This window comes from Chromohalobacter sarecensis, assembly GCF_023061135.1.
Lineage (GTDB): Bacteria > Pseudomonadota > Gammaproteobacteria > Pseudomonadales > Halomonadaceae > Chromohalobacter > Chromohalobacter sarecensis.
Genome location: NZ_JAKGAN010000006.1, coordinates 45668 through 68419 on the forward strand (window position 1 = coordinate 45668; position 22752 = coordinate 68419).

The window sequence follows — 22752 nt, forward strand, 5'->3', positions numbered from 1 at the left end:
ACCGTGCCGCCTGGGGAGTTTCGTCATGAGCCGACGCCGTGGCCAGCCCGACGACGCCGATATCAACGTGTTTCGTCAAGCGCTGGAAGACGCCGGTGTGCACCGCCTGCATACCAACCGCGCCGATACCGGGCGCCCGCGACGCCACGACGACGAGGCCGTAGCGGAGCGCCGTGCGGCCGCCACCAGCGCCGACACCCAAGCGCCCACCAGCCGCACCAGTGACGGGCGCGTCGAGCCGGTGCGCCCCAGCGAGGCACTGGAATTTGCAGTCCCCGACCTTCCCTACCGAACGCGGACACAACTCAAGCGCGGCAATATCGAGTGGGAAGCCGGGCTGGATCTTCATGGCTACACCGTCAGCGAGGCACGCGAGCAACTCGAAACCTTCCTTCACGACGCCCACGGACAACGCTGGCGTTGTGTGCTCGTGGTACACGGCAAGGCCCGCGCATCGCTGCTCGGCAAAGACGACGATTACCCGGTCATCAAGAGCCACGTCAATGCCTGGCTGCGCGAATGGCCCGCGGTACTCGCTTTCTGCTCAGCACGCGATGCGGATGGCGGTACCGGGGCGGTGTATATCCTGCTCCGTCGGCGCGGCGATACATTATGACCGACCGCCACCGGCCACAAACATCGACGTTTCAACTAACTTCTAAGGTTTAAACTAACGTCCAAGGCTTCAACTCGGTTTGCGCCTGGCGGGCGTCATCAGCGAATGATGTTTGGCCTCCGTTACATCCCCTCCGGTTACGGTCATATCGCGCTTCCCTTCGTAACGGTCGATGGCCTGGGCAGCCAGATGATGCCCCAGTTGAATCAGCGCCTCGGCACGGTGAAACTCATAGGCACCGCACACGCTCTTGGGCACCTCGATCAGGACATCGGGCGGGTAACCGGCCACCTTGTATTTGGCCAATGCCGCCTGGGTGATATCGAACGACGCTAGCATCATGTCGAGCTTGCTCCAGGCACGTTCGGTAGCCGCTTGCTCGGAGGATTCACCCTCCTCATCGTCTTCCGGTCCGAGGCCGTTGCTGAACATGTGCTGCACACGTTCGCGCACACCGCCCAGCCAGCCGCCGAACCCTTGCCCACGCGATTCACGCTCGCGTTCGCGTGCTTCTTCCTGGGCGGCTTCCTCGGGCGGCAGCATTTCTTCAAGCGTCACCTGTCGGGAGGTCTGCGCGGTGGAATTGACTGCCACGACCAGATCGGCGTGGACCGCCACGGTGGGGATGATCGGCAACGGGTTAAGCAAGCCACCGTCGACGAGAACATGCCCATCCAGACGCACCGGCGTGATGATGCCGGGGACCGCGATGGAGGCACGGATCGCGCGCAAAAGCGGACCGCTCTGGAACCAGATTTCCTTCTGCCGATTGAGGTCGGTGGCCACGGTGGTCAGCGGAATGCTCAAGTCCTCGATGCGGATATCCCCGATCAGGCTCTCGAGCTTGTTCATGACCTTGCTGGCCCGCATCGCCCCCATCGGGCTCCAGGTTACGTCGACCAGCTTGAGCACATCGAAATAATCTAGCTGGCAGACCCAGTCACGGTAGGCATCGAGCTGGCCGGCGGCATAGATGCCGCCCACCAGGGCCCCCATCGAGCAGCCCGAAATGGCGACGATCTCATAGCCGCGAGCGACCAATTCCTCGATCACGCCGATATGCGTGTAGCCTCTCGCGCCACCGCTACCCAGTACCAGCGCAACTCGCTTGTCCATGTCAACGCTCTCCTTCACGCATTACGCTTCGTCGTCTCATCCGAATCGGCGAAGATGGCCTCAGCCACGGCGTCGACGGCATTCGCTTCGAGATGCAGATGATGTCCACCGGGCAGCATCACCCGCGTAAGCCGAGCGATGGCGTCACGAGCCCGCTGGGCGTAAGCGCGCTCGGCGAGAATGCCCTGCTCGCCTTCGATTAAAAGTACTGGGGCTTCAATGTTGCCCAGTAGCGACAACATCTGCTCGGTGGTAAAGCGCACCAGCGATGGACGCAGCAAGCGAGCGTCGGAGCGCAAGCGCACGCGGCCATCGTCTTCCGTATCCAGATTGCGGCGCACCAGAGGTGCGGCTGTGTCGGCGTCGATGGGCGTCACGCCGCCCGCCACGCGCGCCGCGATGGCGGTAGCCTCATCGGGATAGCGCGGCACCGAGGAGCGCGAGCGACGGCGCTGGATCAACCCCATGCGCAGCTGCTTGGCGGTGTCGTCAACCTCGGTGGTCAAGGTGCCCAGGCCGTCGATCAGCACCAACCGCGCGACACGCTCCGGCATCGCGGCCGCCACTAGACACGAGACCGCCGCCCCCATCGAATGCGCCAGCAGCGGCGCGCTATCGAGCCCCAATGCATCGAGGGCGTCCAACACATCCAGGGTATATTCCCAGATCGGATAGTCGCCGCCTTCAGCACGCGGCTGCGAGCGTCCGTGACCGGGAAAATCGATCGCGACGATGCGAATTCCCAGACGCTCGACCAATAGCGGTGCCAAGCGCGAAAAGCTCTCGGCGTTATCCAGCCAGCCATGCAGCGCCAACCACACGGGCGCGTCAACATCGCCCCACGCCAGGGCCGCGAGGCGCCCATGGGCCAGATTCAGAGATTCTACTTCGCGCATGAAGGCTCCTGGTGCCTGATGGGTGATCGACAACCTGCTCGCCACACCGCCAGTGTCGACGGTCATGACGCATTTGAAGCGCGGCACTGGGCCTAGCAGGCTAACGGGTTTACCATAAACCTTTTCGTTTCCCAAGCCGACCAAGGAACAAGGAATCCTGCGTGCCAAGATCTCGACCACCCCGCCCCACTCGCCTGCGCAACACCCTATTTTGGCTCGTCGTGGCCGCCGCCATCATCGTGGGCTTCGTGCTAGCAAGACAAGGGAACTGATCGCGCATGGACCTGCTGGCCGTTTTCTCGCATACACTGCAAGTCACGCTGCCCGTCTTCGCCATGGTGTTTCTGGGGATCGTCTTCAAACGCATCGGCTGGATCGATGCGCATTTCATTTCCATGGCCTCGGCATTGGTGTTTCGCGCTACCATGCCGACACTGATCTTCCTGAGCATCGTTCGCGCCGATCTGGACGTCGCCCTACAACCGGGGCTGATCGTCTATTTTCTGGGCTTTTCGATACTCAGTTTCTTCCTCGCCTGGGGCTGGGCCATCTGGCGCTGCCCTCACGAGGAGCGCGGTGTGTTCACGCAGGGAGCTTTTCGCGGCAACTGCGGGATCGTCGGCTTGGCGCTTGCCGCCAACCAATACGGCGACTACGGCCTCTCGCTGGGGAGCATCCTGGTCGGCGGGATCATCATCGTCTACAACGTACTGGCAGCGATCATTCTTGCCTATTACAGTGACGGCGCACGTTCGGGCATCGGGGCGATTCTCAAGCATATCGCCAAGAACCCGCTCATTCTGGGCGTCTTGCTGGCGATTCCCTTTGCGTATTTCCAAATCGATCTACCCGCATGGCTGCTCACCTCGGGCGACTATTTCGGCGCCATGTCGCTGCCGCTGGCCCTGGTCTGCATCGGTGGCACGCTGTCGTTCACGTCCGTCAAGCGAAGTAGCGGTCTGGCGCTGGATGCCAGCCTCTGGAAGGTCGTCTGGCTCCCCCTTCTCGGGGTGCTCGGTGCCTTCGCACTGGGCTACCGAGGGCGCGAGCTAGGCATTCTCTTTCTCTTCTTCGGCAGTCCCGGTGCCGCCGCGAGCTTCGTCATGGCCAAGGCGGTCAATGCCAATGCCAAGCTCGCCGCCAATATCATCGTGATCACCACCGTCGCGTCACTGTTCACCCTTAGCGCCGGGGTGTTCATACTGAAATTGGTGGGCTGGATCTAACACCGCTCCTCACCGCAATACGGCGCCCGATAGGCCCAGTCTTGCGGCCCTTGTGGCAGGCAGGATTGGGTGGATATGGCAATGACAAGGAGTCAGCCGCTGCATGCTTGATAGCTATAGCGCCCTCGCCGGGCAATTCTTTGGCGTGATCTCGCTGATACTCTGCCTGCTGGCCTTTGCCAGCAAGCGGGATGAGCGGCTGATGGGGCTGCTGCTCTCCGCCAATGTGGCCTTCGCGCTGCAGTTCATCCTCTTCGAGAGCTGGACGGCGGCGGCGCTGACGGTGCTGGTGATCGTGCGCATCGCGCTAGCCCGGCGCTACCCGGGGAGCAAGAGCATCATGACAGGCGTGCTGGCTGCCAGCGGTGTGGCGGCGCTTTTGACCTGGCAAGGCTGGGCGGATTTACCTGCCATCGTGGCGATGACGGTGGGAACGGTGGGTATGTTCATGTTTCACGGCATTGCCATGCGCATCGGTCTGGGGCTCGCCGCATTGTCATGGTTTCTTAGCCACGCCTTGGTAGGCTCGGTGGGCGGCATGCTGGCAGAAGCGCTGGTCTTCGTCACCAACGCCATCACCATCTATCGGTTGGCCCGCGCCAGACGCCGCTACCCAGAAGCCTTCGAATGAACATGTCGGCCCCGGCGCACCCGAGTCGCCGCCGGAAAGATTGTGGGAAGGGCGACCTTAGCGTTTAAGCGTAGATATCCTGACTGCGCAGATAATCATCATAACTGCCGCTGAAGTCGACGATACCGTCGTCCTTCATCTCGATGATGCGTGTCGCCAAGGAACCGACAAACTCGCGGTCATGGCTGACGAAGATCAAGGTGCCGGGATAGTTCTCCAGCGCCAGGTTGAGCGCTTCTATCGACTCCATGTCGAGGTGGTTGGTGGGTTCATCCATCACCAGCACATTGGGCTTCTGTAGCGCTAGCTTACCGAACAGCATCCGCCCCTGTTCGCCCCCGGAGATCACCTTGACCGACTTACCGATGTCATCGTTGGAGAACAGCATCCGGCCCAGCGCACCGCGTACGGTCTGCTCACCCTCCGTCGTCCACTGCTGCATCCATTCGAAAAGCGTCTCGCCGCCTTCGAAGTCATCGCCATGGTCCTGGGCGAAATAGCCAATTTCCGCCGCATCGGTCCATTTCACCTCGCCGGCATCCGGCGTCATCGTGCCAACCAGACAGTTCAGCAGGGTCGTCTTGCCTATTCCGTTAGGTCCGATGATGGCGACTCTCTCGCCGGCTTCGATCTGCAAATCGAAGCGGTCGAACAGCACGTTGTCATCCCACGCCTTGGAGAGCTTCTCCGCGTTCAACGCATTTCGATGTATCTTTCTGGTCTGCTCGAAGCGAATGAACGGGCTGACGCGTGACGACGGCTTGACCTCATCGAGCTGAATCTTGTCGATCTTGCGTTGGCGCGACGTGGCCTGCTTGGCTTTGGAGGCGTTGGCCGAGAAGCGGCTGACGAATTGTTGCAGCTCGGCGATCTCTGCCTTCTTCTTGGCGTTCTCGGCATGCAAGCGTTCCCGTGCTTGGGTAGCCGCGGTCATATACTCATCATAGTTACCCGGAAACAGCGTCAGTTCACCGTAGTCAAGATCCGCCATATGGGTGCAGACGCTATTCAAGAAGTGGCGATCATGAGAAATGATGATCATGGTCGAGCTACGTGAACGCAGGATCTCCTCCAGCCACCGGATGGTATTGATATCCAAGTGGTTGGTCGGCTCGTCGAGCAGCAGCACGTCGGGATCGCTGAACAGCGCCTGAGCCAGCAGTACGCGCAGTTTCCAGCCCGGCGCCACCACGCTCATCGGCTGGGTGTGCTGCGCGAGAGGGATGCCGAGGCCGAGCAGCAACTCCCCCGCGCGCGCCTCTGCCGTATAGCCGTCGAGTTCGGCGTAGCGCACCTCGAGATCGGCGACTTTCATGCCATCTTCCTCGGACATCTCAGTCAGCGAATAGATACGCTCACGCTCGGCGGTCACCTCCCACAGCTCAGTATTACCCATTATCACGGTATCGATGACACGCTCGTTCTCGAACGCGAACTGATCCTGACTCAGCTTACCGAGCCGTGTGGTGGCGTCCTTCATGACCTGGCCGTTAGTAGGTTCCAGATCGCCACCCAGAATCTTCATGAAGGTAGACTTGCCGCAACCATTGGCACCGATCAGGCCATAGCGGTTGCCCTCTCCAAACTTGACGGAGACATTTTCGAATAGCGGCTTGGCGCCGAACTGCATGGTGATGTTGGCGGTAGAGAGCAAAATCGAGGTTCTCGCGGGAAACGGCGTGAATGAAGCGACGGCAGGCCCGGCAGAACGAGCCCCAACCTACGTCGAGGCGACATTGTACGCGCTGGCAACGACCGACGTCAGCGTCATCCTTTAAGAACACGATCAATTCCGGGTTAGTGCAGAATTGTCCCGCGCCCATGTTGAGCGAGCCGAAGAACCCCTTGGACATTTCCTCACCACGCGTCTTGCGCGCCGCCGGCAGTGGGAGGGCCGGATTGATTGAGCTCATTTCAGCGTAGCCCGGGTTCGGCGAATAAGGCTCAGCGCAGGCAGTCGCCCGCTACCAGGAGCTACAGTAGCGGCGAGAGGGCGATAAGTTACGCCTGGGTGCCTTCGACGATCTCGAATTGCTCAAGACCGCCGCCCTCGGAAAAGGCTTCAGTGGGCATGGGGTTGGCGTGGGCTTGCTTGAAGTCGTCGCTTCCGACCCAGGCGCGAAAAGCCTCCTGGTCGTCCCATTCCGTCTCGACGAGATAAGGAGCTTGGTTGCCTTGGGGCCGCAATACTCGCATGGCTTTGAAGCCAGGCTGTTTGTCGACCTCGCTGGCGCGTTGCTGAAACCGGCGCTCGAATTCGGCTTCATACCCCGGATTGACGAAAACGCGGTTGATGACGATATAGCTCATCCGTTCCCCTCCTTTAGCCAAGCAGTTCACGAGGCGACTGCCAGTGTTTGAGTGTTGCGCAGCCCGCTGCCCATATGTCGGCTTCCAGTGTGGCGATGGTGGCCGTCGGCATGGGCTGCGACGCACGCATATCGCCCTCTACCAGTCGCCCGACCAACGCCCCGACCAGTGGCATGTGGCTGACCAGCAGACACGGCGTATGTGCGGCTTCTTGCTGCAACCAGTCGATGAGCGGCTCCAGCGGATCCTCCGGGGTGATGATCGGCAGCGTTTCGACAGAGCATCCCAGGGGTGTCGCCATCCACTGCGCGGTCTGCTGAGCACGCCGGTAGGGGCTGGCGACGATACGCAGTGTCGTGCGCACGTCATTGGCAAGCATGTTGTCCAGCCATGTTCCCATGGCTCGCGACTCCATCTCGCCCTGCTTAGTCAGTGATCGCTCACTATCCGGCATGCCTGGCGCGGCTTCGCCATGCCGCATGATATAAAGATTCGACACGCTCAATTCTCCTCAGCGCCGGGTTCCATCCGACGGGCCTCGAATACATCCTGTCGCGGCAGCACGAACTCAACGTCGCTGCTCTGCTCTTGCTGCATGAGCATTTGCGCCATCTGTCGCGCCGGCACGCCATTGAACAATACTTGATAAAGCCCTTCGGCCAAGGGCATGTAAATATCTTCACGGCGCGCTTTCTCGCGTACCAGACTGACGGTGTTGACGCCTTCCGCTACCTGACCCAGCGACTCGATGGCTTCTTCGAGTGTCTTGTTCTCTCCCAGCGCAAACCCGACACGATAATTGCGCGAGAGCTTCGACGAGCAGGTCACGATGAGATCCCCCACGCCCGCCAATCCGATGAAGGTCAGCGGATTCGCGCCCAGCGCCACCGCGAAGCGGCTCATTTCCGCCAGCGCCCGCGTCATCAACATGCTGCGCGTGTTTTCGCCCATGCCCAGCGCCGCTGCCATCCCCGCAGCGATGGCGTAGATGTTCTTCAGCGCACCGCCCAATTCGACGCCATAGCGGTCGTTGCTGGCATAAACGCGGAAATAATCGCAGCCGAGTACCGACTGTACCCGTGCCCGGGTATAGGGATCGTCACTGGCGATGACCGTCGCCGTGAGCTGTTTCTCGGCAACCTCGGAGGCGAGGTTGGGGCCCGAGAGCACACCGATATGCGGAAAGCCGGTCTCCTCTTCGAGGATCTGGCTCATCAGTTTGAAGCCTTCTTCATGGATTCCTTTGGTGGTGCTGACCAGAATTTGCGAAGGCTTGAGCCACGCCCGAGCCTGACGGACAACGGCGGCAAAAGCGCTCGAGGGAATGGCGATGAATACCACCTCGGCACCTTCCAGCACGTTGCGCATATCGTCCGACGCGACCACCGAGGGGTTGATGGCGAAATTCGGCAAGTAGCGTGCATTGCGATGTTCGCGGTTGATCTGCTCGATCAGGGCCGGGTCGCGCATCCACTGGCGCACACGGGCTCCGTTGTCGGCGGCGATACTGGCGATGGCAGTACCGAAGCTGCCGCCGCCAAGCACGGCGACTTGAAGACGTTCGTCGGTCATGGACGTTTCCTGATGGCCTGCGAAATGACGCCATTGTAGCGAACCTGACGTGTCACGCACGTCCGATCATCATCTGCCTGCAAACGACGACACCGCCCGTGGGCGGGGCGGTGTCGTCGTGCTACTCGCTCTGCTCCTGCCAAGCAGCAGGCCGATTAGTCGATCATCGGCAACAAGGCATCGATGCTCGATTTGGCGTCGCCATACAGCATGCGCGTGTTTTCCTTGAAGAACAGCGGGTTCTCGATACCCGAGTAGCCCGTACCCTGGCCACGCTTGCAAACGAAGACTTGTTTGGCGTCCCACACCTTGAGTACCGGCATACCGGCGATGGGGCTGTTGGGGTCTTCCTCGGCGGCCGGATTGACGATGTCATTGGAACCAATGACGATCACCGCGTCGGTTTCGGCGAAATCGTCGTTGATCTCGTCCATCTCCAACACAATGTCGTACGGCACCTTGGCCTCGGCCAGCAGCACGTTCATGTGCCCCGGCAGACGCCCGGCAACCGGATGAATACCGAAGCGCACGGTCTTGCCGGCGGCGCGCAACTTGCGCGTCAGTTCGCTGACCGCGTTCTGCGCCTGCGCCACCGCCATGCCATAGCCGGGCACGATGATCACGCTGTCGGCATCGTTGAGCGCGCTGGCCACGCCGCCGGTATCGATGGCCACCTGCTCACCCTCGATCTCCGCGGCCGGTCCTTTGCTACCACCGAAGCCGCCCAGAATCACGTTGACGAAATTGCGATTCATCGCCTTGCACATGATGTAGGACAGAATCGCCCCCGAAGAGCCCACCAGCGCCCCGGTCACGATCAACAGATCGTTGGACAGCGTGAAACCGATGGCCGCCGCCGCCCAGCCGGAATAGCTGTTGAGCATCGAGACCACCACCGGCATGTCGGCGCCGCCGATGCCCATGATCAGATGATAGCCGATGAAGAACGCCAACAGCGCCAACAGCAGCAGCGTCCAGAAGCCGGCACCGTTGAGGTAGGCGATCGCCAGCAGCAGCGAGACGATCGCCGCTCCGGCATTGAGCAGATGCCCACCCGGCAGTTGGCGTGGTTTGCCGTCCACCTTGCCTGCCAGCTTGCCGAAGGCAACCACCGAACCGGTGAACGTCACCGCGCCGATGAACACGCCCAGCACCACCTCGACCTGCAGAAAGGTCAGCTCCGCCGGGGTTTTCTCGGCTACCAGTGCCGCGAAAGCCGAAAACCCTTCGCTGGCCTGCGCGGCCATGACACGCCGACGTTCCAGATCGGCATTGAAGCCGATGAACACCGCCGCCAAGCCGACGAAGCTATGCAGCGCCGCGACCAATTGGGGCATCTCGGTCATATCGACTTTCTTGGCCACATAGACGCCGATGCCGGCACCGATCACCATCATCGGAATCATCCACCAATAGCCGCCCACATTGGGGCCGAACATGGTGAAGACGACCGCCAGGGCCATCCCGACAATGCCATACCAGACGGCACGCTTGGCCTTTTCCTGATTACTCAACCCCCCTAGCGAGAGGATAAACAACACACTTGCCGCCACCGCTGCGGCGGACACCAATCCTTGACTCAACATCGTCTTTTCTCCGCCGCGTTAGGATTTCTGGAACATGGCAAGCATCCGGCGCGTCACCAGGAAGCCACCCACGATATTGATGCTGGCGATCAGCACCGAAATACCGGCCAAGAGGCCTACCAGCCAACTGCCCGACCCGATCTGCAGGACCGCGCCGAGCACGATGATGCCCGAGATGGCATTGGTCACCGCCATCAGCGGCGTATGCAACGAGTGACTGACGTTCCAGATCACCTGGAAGCCCACGAAACAGGCCAGCACGAACACGATGAAGTGCTGCATGAACGACGCCGGCGCTACCAGCCCCAGCAGGCCCATTACCACGCCACCCGCCACGAGCATGCCTACCTGACGCTTGGTCTGGTCGAGAAAAGCAGCGCGCTCAGCGGCTTTCTTCTCTTCAGGGGTGGGCTCTTTGGGTTTCTCCTTGGGCGCCGACTGTCCGATGGCATTGACCTTGGGCGGCGGCGGCGGAAAGGTGGTCTCGCCATGGTGCGCCACGGTGACGCCACGAATCACGTCGTCTTCCATGTCGTGAACGATCACGCCATCCTTTTCCGGCGTCAGATCGGTGAGCATGTGACGAATGTTAGTGGCGTAGAGTAACGATGCCTGCGTCGCCATGCGCGAGGGGAAATCGGTATAGCCGACGACGACCACGCCGTTGTCAGTGACGATACGCTCGTCGGGTACGGTGAGATCGCAGTTGCCGCCCTTCTCGGCCGCCAGGTCGACGATCACCGAGCCCGGCTTCATGGCCTGGACCATGTCCTCGAGCCACAGCTTGGGCGCCGGCTTTCCCGGGATCAGCGCGGTGGTGATGACGATATCCACCTCGGGCGCCTGTTCACGGAACAGCGCCAGCTGCTTCTCGCGAAACTCGGGGCTGGAAGGGGCAGCATAACCGCCGGAGCCCGAGCCATCCTGGCTGTCCTCGAAGTCGAGGAACAGGAACTCGGCACCCATAGATTCGATCTGCTCGGCGACTTCGGGGCGTACGTCGAAGGCACGCACCACGGCACCCAGGCTGGTCGCGGTGCCAATGGCCGAGAGGCCGGCGACGCCCGCCCCCACGACCAGCACCTTGGCCGGCGGCACCTTGCCCGCCGCCGTGACCTGACCGGCAAAGAAGCGCCCGAACTGATTGCCGGCCTCGATCACCGCCCGATAACCGGCGATGTTCGCGGTGCTGGAAAGCGCATCCATCTTCTGGGCACGTGAGATACGCGGCACCATGTCCATGGCGATCACCGTGGCACCGGTCGCCTTGCAGCGCTCGAGCAGGTCCTCGTTCTGGGCCGGCCAGAAAAACGCGATCAGCGTCTGGCCCTCGCGAAGATAACCGACTTCCTCTTCGCTGGGTTCGCGCACCTTGATGACGACATCTGCCGCCGACCACAACGCCGCGCCGCCATCGACGACCTCGACGCCCGCGTCGCGGTATGCATCGTCGTCGAAACCGGCCGTCCGCCCGGCGCCTGACTCGACGACGCATTCATGGCCGAGTTTCTGGATGTGCTGAGCACTTTCCGGCGTCAGCGCCACGCGCGCCTCGCCCTGGGCACGCTCCCTGGGAGCCCCAATTCTCATGCCACACCTCCTGTTTCTTGTCGAATAGCGCCCTGCCAGGCACCGCTTGCCAAATATTCTATGGTGTTCATCCTTGACTCCTTGCGCGTCGCATAGGGCTCATCATCATGAAATCTTGTGGCATATCGATGCATTGGAACATCGTCAGGCAAATAACGTCGTCATGCACCGGGAACCTTGATGCATCTCGGATAAAAGAGTCTCATTTTTTAATTAAAAACGTCTTTAAAATCAACAGAAAAAAAATTTCAATCATAATCACTGGGTTATAGCAGGCATAACATAGCTCTTATACTTCAAGTGACGCACAAATCATTGTTTTAACTTGTAATTACCCGAAGCATGAAACCTATCTATTTTCTTATACCACCTATAATCAATGCATTATCCACGCTATTGCTTAGTTAAGTCTCGCGCATATTGAAATCTGCGTGGCGATTACTGGCGAGATAACGACACTCGTCATGACAAAGCCATGGCATGTCATGACGAGTGCGACAATAGAGGCGCGAAGGCGCTGTCGCGTCATTGCTGACGATAAAAGTTACGACGAGCAGGAAAGACAAATCACCGAGGCTTCCGGCGCCGGGGCGGCCGCCCAATACTCCATGCCCGGCTGCGGCGTGAAAGGGTCGGCGAGCAAGGTGCGGAATTCAGCCAGCGGCGCCGTATCACCCGCTTCTGCTGCCTCGATGACCTGCTGAATGAGGTGTGTGCGCGGCACATAGAGAGGGTTGACCGCCTGCATGGCGTCACGGCGCGACGCGGCATCGCGTGATTCATCCTCGAGGCGCTGCTGATAACGCGACAGCCAGGCCGCCAGATCGTCGGCCGGCACCTCTTCATGCAGCCACGCGCCGTCATCGACGGCCCATTCACCCAGGGCACGAAAGGCGCGATGATAGTCGGCACCGGCACCGGCCAGCAGCGTCAGCCAGTCCTGAACCAGTTGGGCATCGCCTTCTTGCACCTGCTCGAGCCCCAAGCGGGCCCGCATCAGACGCGCATATTCCTGCTGCAGCGCCGGTTCGTACTCCGCCAGCTGCGTTCGCAGCGCTTCCGGGTCGGCCAGCGGCGTCAGCGACTGACCCAGCACCGAGAGGTTCCACAATCCCACGCCGGGCTGTTGATCGAAGGCGTAACGCCCCCCGGTATCGGTATGGTTGGGCACCAGAGTGGGCTCGTAACGATCCATGAAGGCATAGGGCCCATAATCCAGCGTCAATCCCAGAATCGACATGTTGTCGGTGTTCATCACTGCATGCACGAAACCGTAAGCCTGCCAGGCGGCGATCAAGCGAGCCGTGCGCGCGACTGTATCGCCGAACAGCGCCTCCGCCGGTGCATCACTTTCCGCCAAGGCCGGGCGATGACGCGTAATGACATGCTCGACGAGACGCTGAAGGTCATCGTTGCGACGCGCCTGATACAGCCATTCGAAGTGCCCGAAGCGCACGTGACTGGGTGCCAAGCGCAACAGGGTCGCGCCGGGTTCGACCCGCTCGCGCTGGACCTTCTCGTCGTTAATCGACAACGCCAACGCCAGCGTCGTGGGGATGCCCAGGCCCGCCATGGCCTCACCAGCGAGATATTCACGAATTGTCGAACGCAGCACCGCGCGGCCATCGCCGAAACGCGAATACGGCGTTTGCCCAGCCCCTTTGAGATGCAGATCCCAGAAGCCGTCTTCGGTCGCCACTTCGCCCAGTAGCAGCCCGCGCCCATCGCCCAAGGCGGGGTTATAGACCCCGAATTGATGGCCGGTGTATTTCTGCGCCAGGGGTTCCATCCCCGGTAACACGGTTTCGCCACCCAAGACTTGGCGCAGCGTCTCGCGCGACGGGGGATCGTCGTTGAAAAGCGCTGGGTCGAGGCCTAGCGCACGACAACCGCGCGGACTGATATCCACCAGTCGCGTGTTTCTCCAGGCTGCGGGGCTGACCCGGGTAAAGAAGTCGTTGGGCAGACACGCCCAAGCATTGTCGAAGCGCAGCGCATCGAGTGTCATGGTGACCTCGCGAAGGGGCATATGAGTCTACTTTACACGTCCGGCAGCGACCGATAAAAGCGTGCCGAACGACCAAAAACGCCGCCCGAAGGCGGCGTCGAAATACGGCGGAGACAACGCCTCAAGCCGGGCTGTCTTCGGCGTCGCCGCTGCTGTGCTCGCGAATCAATTCGGCGTTGGTGCGCAACAGCGCCAACAGCACATCGAAATAGTTGTCGCGCACGGAGTAGCTGTCCAGTGTGCGAATCAGGGACTCGGCGCTGACGGGCTCTCCTTTTTCATTCTGCGCGGCCCGCGTTTGCCGCATCGTGAGATAAGCACGGTGCGTGTTCAAGTTATGCAGGTACGCTTCGATACTCGCCTGGACGCTATCGAAGTGCTGGTAACGGCGGCTACTGCCTTGCTGGGCCAAGCCGCAGCCCTCGCTGAAGCAACGCAAGCCGAACAAATTGTTGCCTTGGCGAGCGAAGCGCGACGTGCCCCACCCCGATTCTTCCACGGCCTGGATGACCACCATTTCCAACGGCAGGGTATCGACACGAGAGAGAAGGTACTCGAACGTGTTGGATGTGCCGCATTCGATCTGGTAGCTACCGCACAGTTGCTGGAGGTGCGATTGTTCGGCATCACTCAGCGAATCCTGACGCGCACGCGCGTCGAGCAACCAATCACGCTGGGCCTGAATCTTGGCGTTTTCCGCTTCGACCAACGGCACCAGCAACTCGAGAAACGCCGTCTTGCGTTCGGGCCCGGCCGAATAGTCGCGCAAGTCCGGCATCTCCTCGACGGAATCGAGAGCCGGTGTGTCGACGTTGCTTTCGAGTGTCCGCACGTCTCGCGAGGGAGACGCAGCATGGGCATCCAGGGGCGGCGGCGCCACCGTCGCGCCAAACGTACCCAGCAATGCCGCCGCGACAACACCACGCCATCGCCGGGGAGAGAACAAGTCGTGTCGAATCGGCATGAGACGACTCCTTGAACATGAAGATGTCAGTCTAGCAACAACGGACGTCCATGTTGAATCAATATTGCCGCCATCAAAACGCACCGGGCCGGCCCATGCGGCCGGCCCGGTGAGTGAACGCCAACGCGGTTCAGTTGCTCAAGAGCTTGTTGAGGCGCTGGACATAGGTAGCGGGGTCTTCGAGATGTCCGCCCTCGGCGATGATCGCCTGATCGAGCAGGATCCGCGCGAGGTCGTCGAATCTGGAATCGTCAGCACTCTCCAAGCGTGTCACCAGCCCATGCTCAGGGTTGAGCTCAAGGATCGGCTTGACCTCCGGCAACGGCTGTCCAGCCGCTTCCATGAGGCGGCGCATCTGATAGCCCATGTCATGCTCGGAAAGCACGACACACGCCGGCGAATCGGTCAGACGATGCGTCACACGCACTTCCTGTACCTCGTCGCCCAACGCAGCCTTGACGCGCTCGAGCAGCGGCGCCTTGGCCTTGGCCGTCTCTTCCTGGGCTTTCTTTTCTTCCTCGTCGGCCATCTCGTCGAGATCGAGATCCCCCTTGGCGACATCGACCAAGGCCTTGCCGTCGTATTCGGTGAGATGGCTCATCAGCCACTCGTCGATACGATCATGCAGCAAGAGTACCTCGATGCCCTTCTTGCGGAAGATTTCCAAATGCGGGCTGTGGCTTGCCGCATTGAAGCCGTCGGCCACCAGGTAATAGATTTTCTGCTGGCCTTCCTTCATGCGTTCCACGTAGCCGGCCAGCGACTGATCCTGGGTGGCGCTATCAGTATGCGTGGAAGAAAAACGCAACAGCTCGGCAATCTTGTCGCGGTTGGCGAAGTCTTCTGCCGGCCCTTCCTTGAGCACGTTACCGAAGGCATTCCAGAACGTCTGGTAAGCGTCCTCGTCCTTGGCCAGCTTCTTGAGCATGTCCAACGAGCGCTTGGTCAACGCGGACTTGAGCTTGTCGACCTGAGGATCTTTCTGCAGCAATTCACGCGAGATGTTGAGCGACAGATCCTTGGAGTCGACCACGCCTTTGATGAAACGCAGATAGAGCGGCAAGAACTGCTCGGCGTCGTCCATGATGAATACGCGCTGCGCATAGAGCTTGAGCCCACGCACGCCCTCGCGCTGATTGAGATCGAACGGCGCGCGACCCGGCACGTACAGCAAGCTGGTGTATTCGAGCGTGCCTTCGACCTTGTTGTGGCTCCAGATCAGCGGATCGCTGAAATCGTGCGCCACATGCTTGTAGAACGCCTTGTATTCGTCCTCGCTGATTTCTTCCTTGGGCCGCACCCACAACGCCGTCGCCTCATTGACGGTTTCCCAAGTGACGGTTTCGCTCCCCTCGATCTCGTTGCCCTCTTCATCTTGGGCCTTTTCGACCTTGGGCATACGCACCGGCACTTCGATGTGGTCGGAATAGGTACGCACGAGATGCTTGAGGCGCTCGGCGTCGGCGAATTCCTTGGCGTCTTCCTTCAGGTGCAACACGATTTCGGTGCCACGTTCGGGCTTATCGATATCCGCGATATCGAACTCGCCTTCACCACGGGAGTGCCATTCCACGCCCTGTTCCTGGTCGACTCGACGCGTGCGCACGGTAATTTCGTCGGAGACGATGAAGCCGGAATAGAAGCCCACACCGAACTGACCGATCAGCTTGGCATCTTTCTGCTTTTCGCCGGAGAGCTGCTGGAGGAATTCCGCCGTGCCGCTGCGTGCGATAGTGCCCAGGTTCTGGATGACCTCGTCGCGGCTCATGCCGATGCCGTTGTCACGCACGGTGACGGTGCCGGCTTCAGCATCGTGCTCGATCTCGACGCGCAACTCGCTGTCATTGCCGTACAGCGCATCGTTGTCCAACGCCTCGTAGCGCAACTTGTCGCAGGCATCCGCGGCATTAGAAATCAGCTCGCGCAGGAAGATCTCCCGGTTGGAATACAGGGAGTGAATCATCAGCTGCAAGAGCTGTTTGACTTCGGTCTGGAAGCCCATTGTTTCGGCTTGAGCGGCGGTAGTCATGGTCGAAATTCCCCTGTGGCCATAACGGATGCATGTTAAGCGGTGAAAAATGTGACGATAGATATCGTCATGCGCATCGATATGGGGGCCGCGCGAGACTTTTCAAGCGCTTGCGGCCCGGTCCAGGTGTTCCGTTGCCAAGGACTTCAACCTTAGGGTGCGGCATCGGGCGGATCGATGCCTTTCCAGCGCCGGTAAGGCGCAAGCGAATGGTCGACGCGGGTCAGCAGCCAGCCGACGATGAAGACGTCATCGACCACGCCGATGAGCATCAGGAAATCGGGGATGAGATCGAAGGGCATGATTAAATAGGCCACCGCCGCCGTCATCCAACCGCAGGCCGCCCAGGGCACAGGACGATAGCGACCGGCTGTCACATCACCCAGCATGGGCACGAACACACGCAGCGCGCGGGCGATGCGCATCAATGCCCCGCTGCGCTGCTTGAGCCGCGACCACCGGGCCAGTCCTCGCATGAACTTCATGGCATGCCTCCTTGGCGTTGCGTGCCTGCTGGCGTCATCATGCATGAGTGTCGCCATTCGGCAACACTACCCAAGGCGTGTCCCCTGAGCGAGGATGATCACATCATTATCTCGCCAGGCAAGCAAGGAGACATGGAAGATGCTCGCATCGCGGCTTAGCCAACGCTGGCTGTCACTATTATCGGTGGCCTCGCTAGGACTTGCGTTACAGGTCACCGCCGCCCAGGCACAATCCGACACTCAGGCGCTCGACGCCGCAGATCGCGCCATGAAAGACGCCCTCGGTGCCGCTCGCGATCATCGCTGGTCACGCATCGATGACGCCGCCATTGACGATCATGTGCTGGCCGGTTACGTGGAGTACCACCGCCTCAAGGCGCATCTATCGAGCGCCCCGGTGGTGGAAATACAAAGTTATATCGCGCGGCATGCCGACTCGCCTCTTTCGAACTGGATGCGCGGCCAGGCACAGACCGCATTCGGCCGCGACGGCCGCTTCGATGATCTGTTGGCCATCAGCGATGGCGAGCCCCCGGGCACCATCCGGCAATGTTATTACTACACCGCCCTGCTCGATCGTCGACCACAAGAAGCCGCACAAGGCGGACGCGAACTATGGCGGGTCGGACATTCACAACCCGATGCCTGCGACCGGCTGTTCGATACCTTGCGCGAACGCGGCGATATCGACGAGGGCGATATCTGGACACGGCTGACACTGGCCTGGCAAGGCGGCGAGAGCCGTCTCGTCGACTACCTGGAAAACCAGCTCGACGATGACTGGGACGCCGGTATCGATGCCCTCGAGCGCTTACGCGGCAACTATGCGGCCATTACCGAGATCCCCACCGACCTCGGCCCCCAAGGGCAAGGCAGCGGCGCGCTCTTCACCGCCGCCATGCACAATTTCACGCGCGCCGACACAGAAGCCGCGCTCGAGGCCTGGCGCAAGATCGCCCCCCACCTCTCGTTGAGCGATACGCAGCGCCAAACGATCGAGCATGATCTGGCGTTCTATTCAATGGTTCGCGACGTCGACAACAACCTTGGCTGGACCGACGACGCCTTGCCCCGTCTTGCAGATGCCGACCTGTTCGAATTGCGGGTACGCAATGCCCTGGCCGATCAGGATTGGGGCGAGGTCATCGACTGGATCGATGCGATGCCGGAAGCCACTCGCCAGAAGGCACATTGGCAGTACTGGCTGGGCCGCGCACTCAACCAGCGCGGCGACACCGAGCCTGCGCAAGCCGCTTGGCAACTTGCTGCCCAGGAACGCGGGTTCTTTGCCTTCGCAGCCGCCGACAAGCTCGGCCAGCCGTATGCCTTGAACATGGAAATGCCGGACATCACGCCGCTGCAAGGCGAGTTGGCCGCCATGCGACCTAGTGTCCAGCGCAGCGAGGCCCTGCGTCGCATCGGCGAACCGGGGCTGGCGCGTAGCGAGTGGTTCCACGCCATCGGCCAAGCCAACGCCTCCGATGCTGCCGCGCTCAATGCCTATGCACTCGAGCGGGGCTGGTACGATCTGGCGGTGCACGGAGCGATCATGGCCCAGCAATGGGATGCCCTGGCATGGCGTTTCCCCCCCGCTTATAAAGCGGACTTCGATCAGTGGGGCCAACGCAACGGCGTCGATCCCTATCTGCTGATGGCGATTTCCCGTCGGGAGAGCGCATTCAATCGCCAAGCCGTCTCGCCGGTCGGCGCACGCGGGCTGATGCAGCTCATGCCGGGAACCGCCAACCATGTCAGTCGCAACCTGGACATCGATGCACCAAGCCTTGGCGAACTCTTCGAGCCGACCACCAATATTCGCCTGGGGAGCGCTTACATCCGCGACATGATGGAGCGCTATCGAGGCAATCGTATCGCCGCTGCGGCGGCTTACAACGCAGGTCCCAGTCGTGTCGACCGTTGGCTGCGCGAGGCTTCCGGTAATTTCGACCTGTTCGTGGAGCGCATTCCATACCGCGAGACTCGCGCCTACGTGCAAGCCGTGCTGACGTATCGAGTCATCTTCGAGAGCCTCGCCAAACAAGGCGATTCGCAAGGTGTCGCACTGCTGACCCAGGCCGAGCGTGAAGGCATTTACGACACCACGCTGCTGGTCCGCAACCCGTAAACGCAAACGCCGACGCCCCTGAGGGCGTCGGCGCATCACCGAGCTTCGGACTTCCTCAGGGGCGCTGAGCCAGTGCCAGCTTGATACCGAAGAGTACCAGCACCGTGCCGGTAGCCCCTTCCATCATGCGCGACACCCAACGCTTGGCCAGCCATCTGGCGGCACTTCCCACCATCAGCACCATACCCATCTGCCATATATTGGCGATCACGAAGTGTATGCCTGCCAACCACAACGACTTGGCCAAGGCGGGATCCCCCGGCGCAATGAACTGTGGCAGAAACGCCATGTAGAACACCACCGTCTTAGGATTGAGCACATTGGAGAGAAAACCTTCACGCAAGGACACCCAAGCGCGTACTCGCTCCTTGCTCACGCCCATGTCGGCTACCGGCAGGCCTCCCCCTCGGCGGGCGCTGGCCAGACTTCTCAGCCCTAGCCAGATCAAGTACCCCGCGCCGAGCAACTTGAGCGCGTTGAAGGCCCATGCCGATTGCAGCAGGATCAGCGAGATGCCGAGCGCCGAAACGGTGGCATGCACGAACAGACCAGAGCAGATCGCAACGCTGGTCAAGATGCCATCGCGCACGCCGCCGCGCGAGGTATTGCGAATGACCAGCAACGTGTCCACGCCCGGTGTCAGCGTGAGCAGTGTGATGGCCACCAGGAACGGCCAGAACTGCGCGTCAAAGAACATACCTGTTTCCTGAGTCTAAGCGTGGTGAACAGTAGAAGCCTGGAAAGACGCGATAGAGGCTCCGGACACACCCCGCGTGGCGTACTTCTTACCAGAGTAAGAAGGCACATACGGCTATGCCCAGCGTCAATAGCAGACCGATCAACAGCAGCAGGCCATCGTCCGCCGTCATACCCAACCCGATGACGGTGATTACAAGCGCCGGCATCGCCGCCGCGAAGGGAAGTAATTCCAGGGGAATCATACCCAGTGCAAGCACGATGACCAGTACCGCGATGAGACGACGCGCAACCGGCTGCAGCAATATATCCAGGCGCTGAGCCAGCAGCTTGTCGATACGCTGCGTCCAGGGACGCACGCGTTTGACGGTACGGTGCAACTTGTCATGGCTGATGCCCCGCTCGCGCAATTTCCTCGGCAGCCAGGGGGATTGCCGCCCCAGCAACTGTTGTACCGCCATCAAGACGATGAACACGGCACACAGTGTGGGCACGCCGGGCACGCCGCCGGTGGGCAACAATGCTAGCAATGCAGGCAGCGTAATCAGGGGGCCGAAGCCCCGTGAGCGAAACGTCTCGACGACATCCTGCAAACGGATGGTCTTGCCATCATTGGCATCGTCGAGCGTTTCCAGCAACTGGGTCAAACTGTTGCGCGATTCCATGCGCGATTTCTCCTTGGGAGCAGTTGATAACGCCCTTGAACAGTAGAAGAGCGCTTATACGATCAGCCAAACAGGCCGCGCTTGGCATGCTTCATCGATATCTGTTCATTGAGCGTCCAGAAATCGTACAGAACCCCCAGCAAGAACAACCCGCCAGTGACGAGATACAACAAACCGGTCAGCCATTTCCCCATATACATGCGGTGCAGGCCGAAAATGCCCAGAAACGTCAGCAATATCCAGGCTAGCGTGTAGCTGGTGGGGCCCGACCGAAAACGCAGATCCGCCTGACGATCCATCAGCGGGATCAGGAAGAAGTCGATTAACCAGCCGATGCCCAGCAAGCCGAGGGTAAAAAACCAGATCGTGCCGGTAATGGGCTTGCCATAGTAGAAACGATGCGAACCGGTAAAGCCGAATATCCACAACAGGTAGCCTACGACCTTGCTATGCGTGTCGTTCGCGGCGACAGCGGTATGGGACACGAGATAACTCCTCCAGAATGAAACCAGCGAGACTCAAGCAACGACATCATGCTCTCGATCAAGACATCACAGGGTATCCGCAGCGAACATGTCGACGTTCTGGACGCCCCCAAGTTTTCAACCTATGGTGCATAGGCGATGGATGATACCGGGAAAGGCTCTTCGGCGATAACTCGACGCCTCTCCTGAGCCAATGCATTCTCCGCTGCGTAGGTTTGCAAGTCGAATGTCGTCAGTTGTTAATCGAATCTTCGATGTCCCTTGCGCATTCCCACCTTGTCTTAACCACGTACCATGGTCGTCCATCGGTCGGCCCGCAACACTACTTCGCAAGTTAAGGAATTCGCAATGGCAACTGGCACTGTCAAATGGTTCAACGACACCAAAGGCTACGGCTTCATCTCTCCGGAAGATGGTGGCGATGATTTATTCGCACACTTCTCCGAGATTCAGGCTGAAGGTTTCAAAACGCTGCAGGATGGCCAAAAGGTGAGCTTTGAGGTCACCCAGGGCAAGAAAGGCCTGCAGGCATCCAACATCAAGGTGGTCGGGTAACCCCGATATCCGAGCGGCCGTGAGACCGATACCGGACTCCGAACGCATGAGCCCACCGAAAGGTGGGCTCTTTTATTTCCATCGACGTTGTAGCTAGCCCCTATAGTGGGCGCAAACCACCGTTCTCAGAGTCGATATCAGGACTGATTGTCATCATCGGCCGCTTCATCCATTTCGTCGGCGGCTTGGTCCATTTCATCTGCCGCTTCGTCGGTTGCCTCGTCGGCTTCCTCTTGCGTTTCGTCGGCGGCATTATCCATCGAATCGCCAGCATCGTCGGCGGCTTCGCTCATTTCGTCGCTGGCATCGTCGGCTTCGTCTGCCGCATTGTCCTGAGCCTCGCCTACCTCATCGCTCGCTTCGTCCATGGCGTCGGAGGACTCTTCAGCAGCGTCGTCACCCATTTCTTCCATGTCGTCGCTGGCGTCGTCGCTCATCTCGGACATTTCATCGCCAGTCTCATCGGCGGCTTGCTGGGTTTCCTCGGCAGCCTGTTGGCCATTGTCGGAAGCCTCCTGAGCGGGGTCGTCACCGCTATCGCAGGCCGCCAGGCCAAGTGACATCACCAATGCCAACGCACTCATAGTCCATGGCTTATACGTCATCATTTCTCTCCTTGAGTCGCTCATTTTTGCCGGCTAACCGGCACTTTCCAAAAGCCCATGAGGCCATCCAAGCCTCATGGTACAGGGTCGGCAAGTCCTATATACCGGACTCACCAATATCTTCGTACCAAACCTCAGGCCGCTCGGCGATAAACCGCTCCATCAGCGCCTTGCACTGTGGGTCATCGACTACCGTGAGCGTAACACCACGTTGGCGTAATAGTGCTTCATCACCTTGAAAGGTCGAATTTTCACCAATCACGACCTCGGGGATGCCATAAAGCAAAATAGCACCACTACACATGACACAGGGTGACAGTGTGGTATAAAGCACCGTTTCACGATACACATGTGCCGCCAAACGGCCGGCATTTTCCAAGGCGTCCATTTCACCATGCAAGATGGCACTACCACGTTGCTGGCGTTGGTTGTGTCCACGCCCGATAATGACGCCCCGATGCACAAGCACCGACCCGATGGGAACCCCACCGGCATCGTACCCCTTGCGAGCCTCGTCGATGGCTGCCTGCATAAATGAGTCCATGGTAATCCTTTTGTCATTTACCTTGTGCATCACGTTACATATGTTGAC

General features: G+C 60.2%; 22 protein-coding genes. 5 read left to right on the top strand and 17 right to left on the bottom strand.

Features of this window, described 5'->3' with window-relative positions:
* The first annotated feature begins 25 nt into the window (after positions 1-25).
* Positions 26-616 carry a Smr/MutS family protein gene (locus tag L1071_RS10735; protein ID WP_246974569.1) on the top strand — a complete coding sequence of 197 codons (591 nt, stop codon included), beginning with the start codon at positions 26-28 and terminating at the stop codon, positions 614-616.
* 69 nt (positions 617-685) lie between these two features.
* On the opposite strand, the gene L1071_RS10740 is transcribed toward L1071_RS10735, so the two are convergent.
* On the bottom strand, positions 686-1732 hold the full coding sequence (locus L1071_RS10740) for a patatin-like phospholipase family protein (RefSeq protein WP_246974571.1): 1047 nt from the start codon (positions 1730-1732) through the stop codon (positions 686-688).
* Between the two features lie 14 nt (positions 1733-1746).
* Positions 1747-2628: an alpha/beta fold hydrolase gene (locus L1071_RS10745; RefSeq protein WP_246974572.1), complete on the bottom strand. Its 882-nt coding sequence runs from the start codon at positions 2626-2628 to the stop codon at positions 1747-1749.
* A 278-nt stretch (positions 2629-2906) separates the two neighbouring features.
* Between L1071_RS10745 and L1071_RS10750 the strand changes: the two genes are divergently transcribed.
* The gene (locus tag L1071_RS10750) at positions 2907-3854 is read left to right on the top strand and encodes an AEC family transporter (RefSeq protein WP_246974575.1); all 948 of its coding nucleotides are present in this window, start codon (positions 2907-2909) and stop codon (positions 3852-3854) included.
* A 103-nt stretch (positions 3855-3957) separates the two neighbouring features.
* On the top strand, positions 3958-4485 hold the full coding sequence (locus tag L1071_RS10755; RefSeq protein ID WP_246974578.1) for a YgjV family protein: 528 nt from the start codon (positions 3958-3960) through the stop codon (positions 4483-4485).
* Between the two features lie 64 nt (positions 4486-4549).
* Here the strand turns inward: L1071_RS10755 and L1071_RS10760 are convergent, their stop codons facing one another.
* The 10 genes from L1071_RS10760 to L1071_RS10810 all read right to left on the bottom strand — a co-directional run bounded on the left by L1071_RS10760 (position 4550) and on the right by L1071_RS10810 (position 17029).
* Positions 4550-6139 (bottom strand): ABC-F family ATPase, encoded by a 1590-nt coding sequence (locus tag L1071_RS10760; RefSeq protein WP_246974581.1) that lies wholly within the window; start codon positions 6137-6139, stop codon positions 4550-4552.
* Between the two features lie 347 nt (positions 6140-6486).
* Entirely contained in the window at positions 6487-6795 is a 309-nt protein-coding gene (locus L1071_RS10770; RefSeq protein WP_246900477.1) for an antibiotic biosynthesis monooxygenase family protein, read from the bottom strand.
* A 13-nt stretch (positions 6796-6808) separates the two neighbouring features.
* Positions 6809-7294 (bottom strand): phosphohistidine phosphatase SixA, encoded by a 486-nt coding sequence (gene sixA / locus L1071_RS10775; protein WP_246974584.1) that lies wholly within the window; start codon positions 7292-7294, stop codon positions 6809-6811.
* 2 nt (positions 7295-7296) lie between these two features.
* Positions 7297-8367: an NAD(P)H-dependent glycerol-3-phosphate dehydrogenase gene (locus L1071_RS10780; protein ID WP_246974587.1), complete on the bottom strand. Its 1071-nt coding sequence runs from the start codon at positions 8365-8367 to the stop codon at positions 7297-7299.
* A 155-nt stretch (positions 8368-8522) separates the two neighbouring features.
* Positions 8523-9953: an NAD(P)(+) transhydrogenase (Re/Si-specific) subunit beta gene (locus tag L1071_RS10785; protein WP_246974590.1), complete on the bottom strand. Its 1431-nt coding sequence runs from the start codon at positions 9951-9953 to the stop codon at positions 8523-8525.
* A gap of 18 nt (positions 9954-9971) precedes the next feature.
* Positions 9972-11543, bottom strand: coding sequence for a Re/Si-specific NAD(P)(+) transhydrogenase subunit alpha (locus tag L1071_RS10790; RefSeq protein WP_246974593.1), 1572 nt, complete (start codon positions 11541-11543; stop codon positions 9972-9974).
* Between the two features lie 544 nt (positions 11544-12087).
* A complete protein-coding gene (locus L1071_RS10795) occupies positions 12088-13551 on the bottom strand; it encodes a protein adenylyltransferase SelO (RefSeq protein WP_246974596.1) in 1464 nt (487 codons plus the stop codon).
* Between the two features lie 121 nt (positions 13552-13672).
* Entirely contained in the window at positions 13673-14515 is an 843-nt protein-coding gene (locus L1071_RS10800) for a protein bax (RefSeq protein ID WP_246974599.1), read from the bottom strand.
* A gap of 130 nt (positions 14516-14645) precedes the next feature.
* Positions 14646-16544 carry a molecular chaperone HtpG gene (htpG, locus tag L1071_RS10805; RefSeq protein WP_246974602.1) on the bottom strand — a complete coding sequence of 633 codons (1899 nt, stop codon included), beginning with the start codon at positions 16542-16544 and terminating at the stop codon, positions 14646-14648.
* Between the two features lie 152 nt (positions 16545-16696).
* Positions 16697-17029, bottom strand: a complete 333-nt coding sequence (locus tag L1071_RS10810; RefSeq protein WP_246974605.1) for a YkvA family protein — start codon at positions 17027-17029, stop codon at positions 16697-16699.
* 139 nt (positions 17030-17168) lie between these two features.
* On the opposite strand from L1071_RS10810, the gene L1071_RS10815 reads away from it, so the two are divergent.
* Entirely contained in the window at positions 17169-19154 is a 1986-nt protein-coding gene (locus L1071_RS10815; RefSeq protein ID WP_246974608.1) for a transglycosylase SLT domain-containing protein, read from the top strand.
* A gap of 55 nt (positions 19155-19209) precedes the next feature.
* Here L1071_RS10815 and L1071_RS10820 read toward each other — a convergent pair whose 3' ends face one another.
* The 3 genes from L1071_RS10820 to L1071_RS10830 all read right to left on the bottom strand — a co-directional run bounded on the left by L1071_RS10820 (position 19210) and on the right by L1071_RS10830 (position 21000).
* On the bottom strand, positions 19210-19851 hold the full coding sequence (locus L1071_RS10820; protein ID WP_246974611.1) for a LysE family translocator: 642 nt from the start codon (positions 19849-19851) through the stop codon (positions 19210-19212).
* Positions 19852-19939: 88 nt separating this feature from the next.
* Positions 19940-20515 (bottom strand): exopolysaccharide biosynthesis protein, encoded by a 576-nt coding sequence (locus L1071_RS10825; RefSeq protein ID WP_246974612.1) that lies wholly within the window; start codon positions 20513-20515, stop codon positions 19940-19942.
* A gap of 62 nt (positions 20516-20577) precedes the next feature.
* The gene (locus L1071_RS10830; protein ID WP_246900458.1) at positions 20578-21000 is read right to left on the bottom strand and encodes an NINE protein; all 423 of its coding nucleotides are present in this window, start codon (positions 20998-21000) and stop codon (positions 20578-20580) included.
* A 348-nt stretch (positions 21001-21348) separates the two neighbouring features.
* Between L1071_RS10830 and L1071_RS10835 the strand changes: the two genes are divergently transcribed.
* Positions 21349-21555, top strand: coding sequence for a cold-shock protein (locus tag L1071_RS10835; protein ID WP_040242353.1), 207 nt, complete (start codon positions 21349-21351; stop codon positions 21553-21555).
* Between the two features lie 137 nt (positions 21556-21692).
* On the opposite strand, the gene L1071_RS10840 is transcribed toward L1071_RS10835, so the two are convergent.
* Both L1071_RS10840 and L1071_RS10845 read right to left on the bottom strand, forming a co-directional pair.
* On the bottom strand, positions 21693-22160 hold the full coding sequence (locus L1071_RS10840; protein ID WP_246974615.1) for a hypothetical protein: 468 nt from the start codon (positions 22158-22160) through the stop codon (positions 21693-21695).
* 97 nt (positions 22161-22257) lie between these two features.
* Positions 22258-22704, bottom strand: a complete 447-nt coding sequence (locus tag L1071_RS10845) for a nucleoside deaminase (protein ID WP_246974618.1) — start codon at positions 22702-22704, stop codon at positions 22258-22260.
* Between the last annotated feature and the right edge of the window lie 48 nt (positions 22705-22752).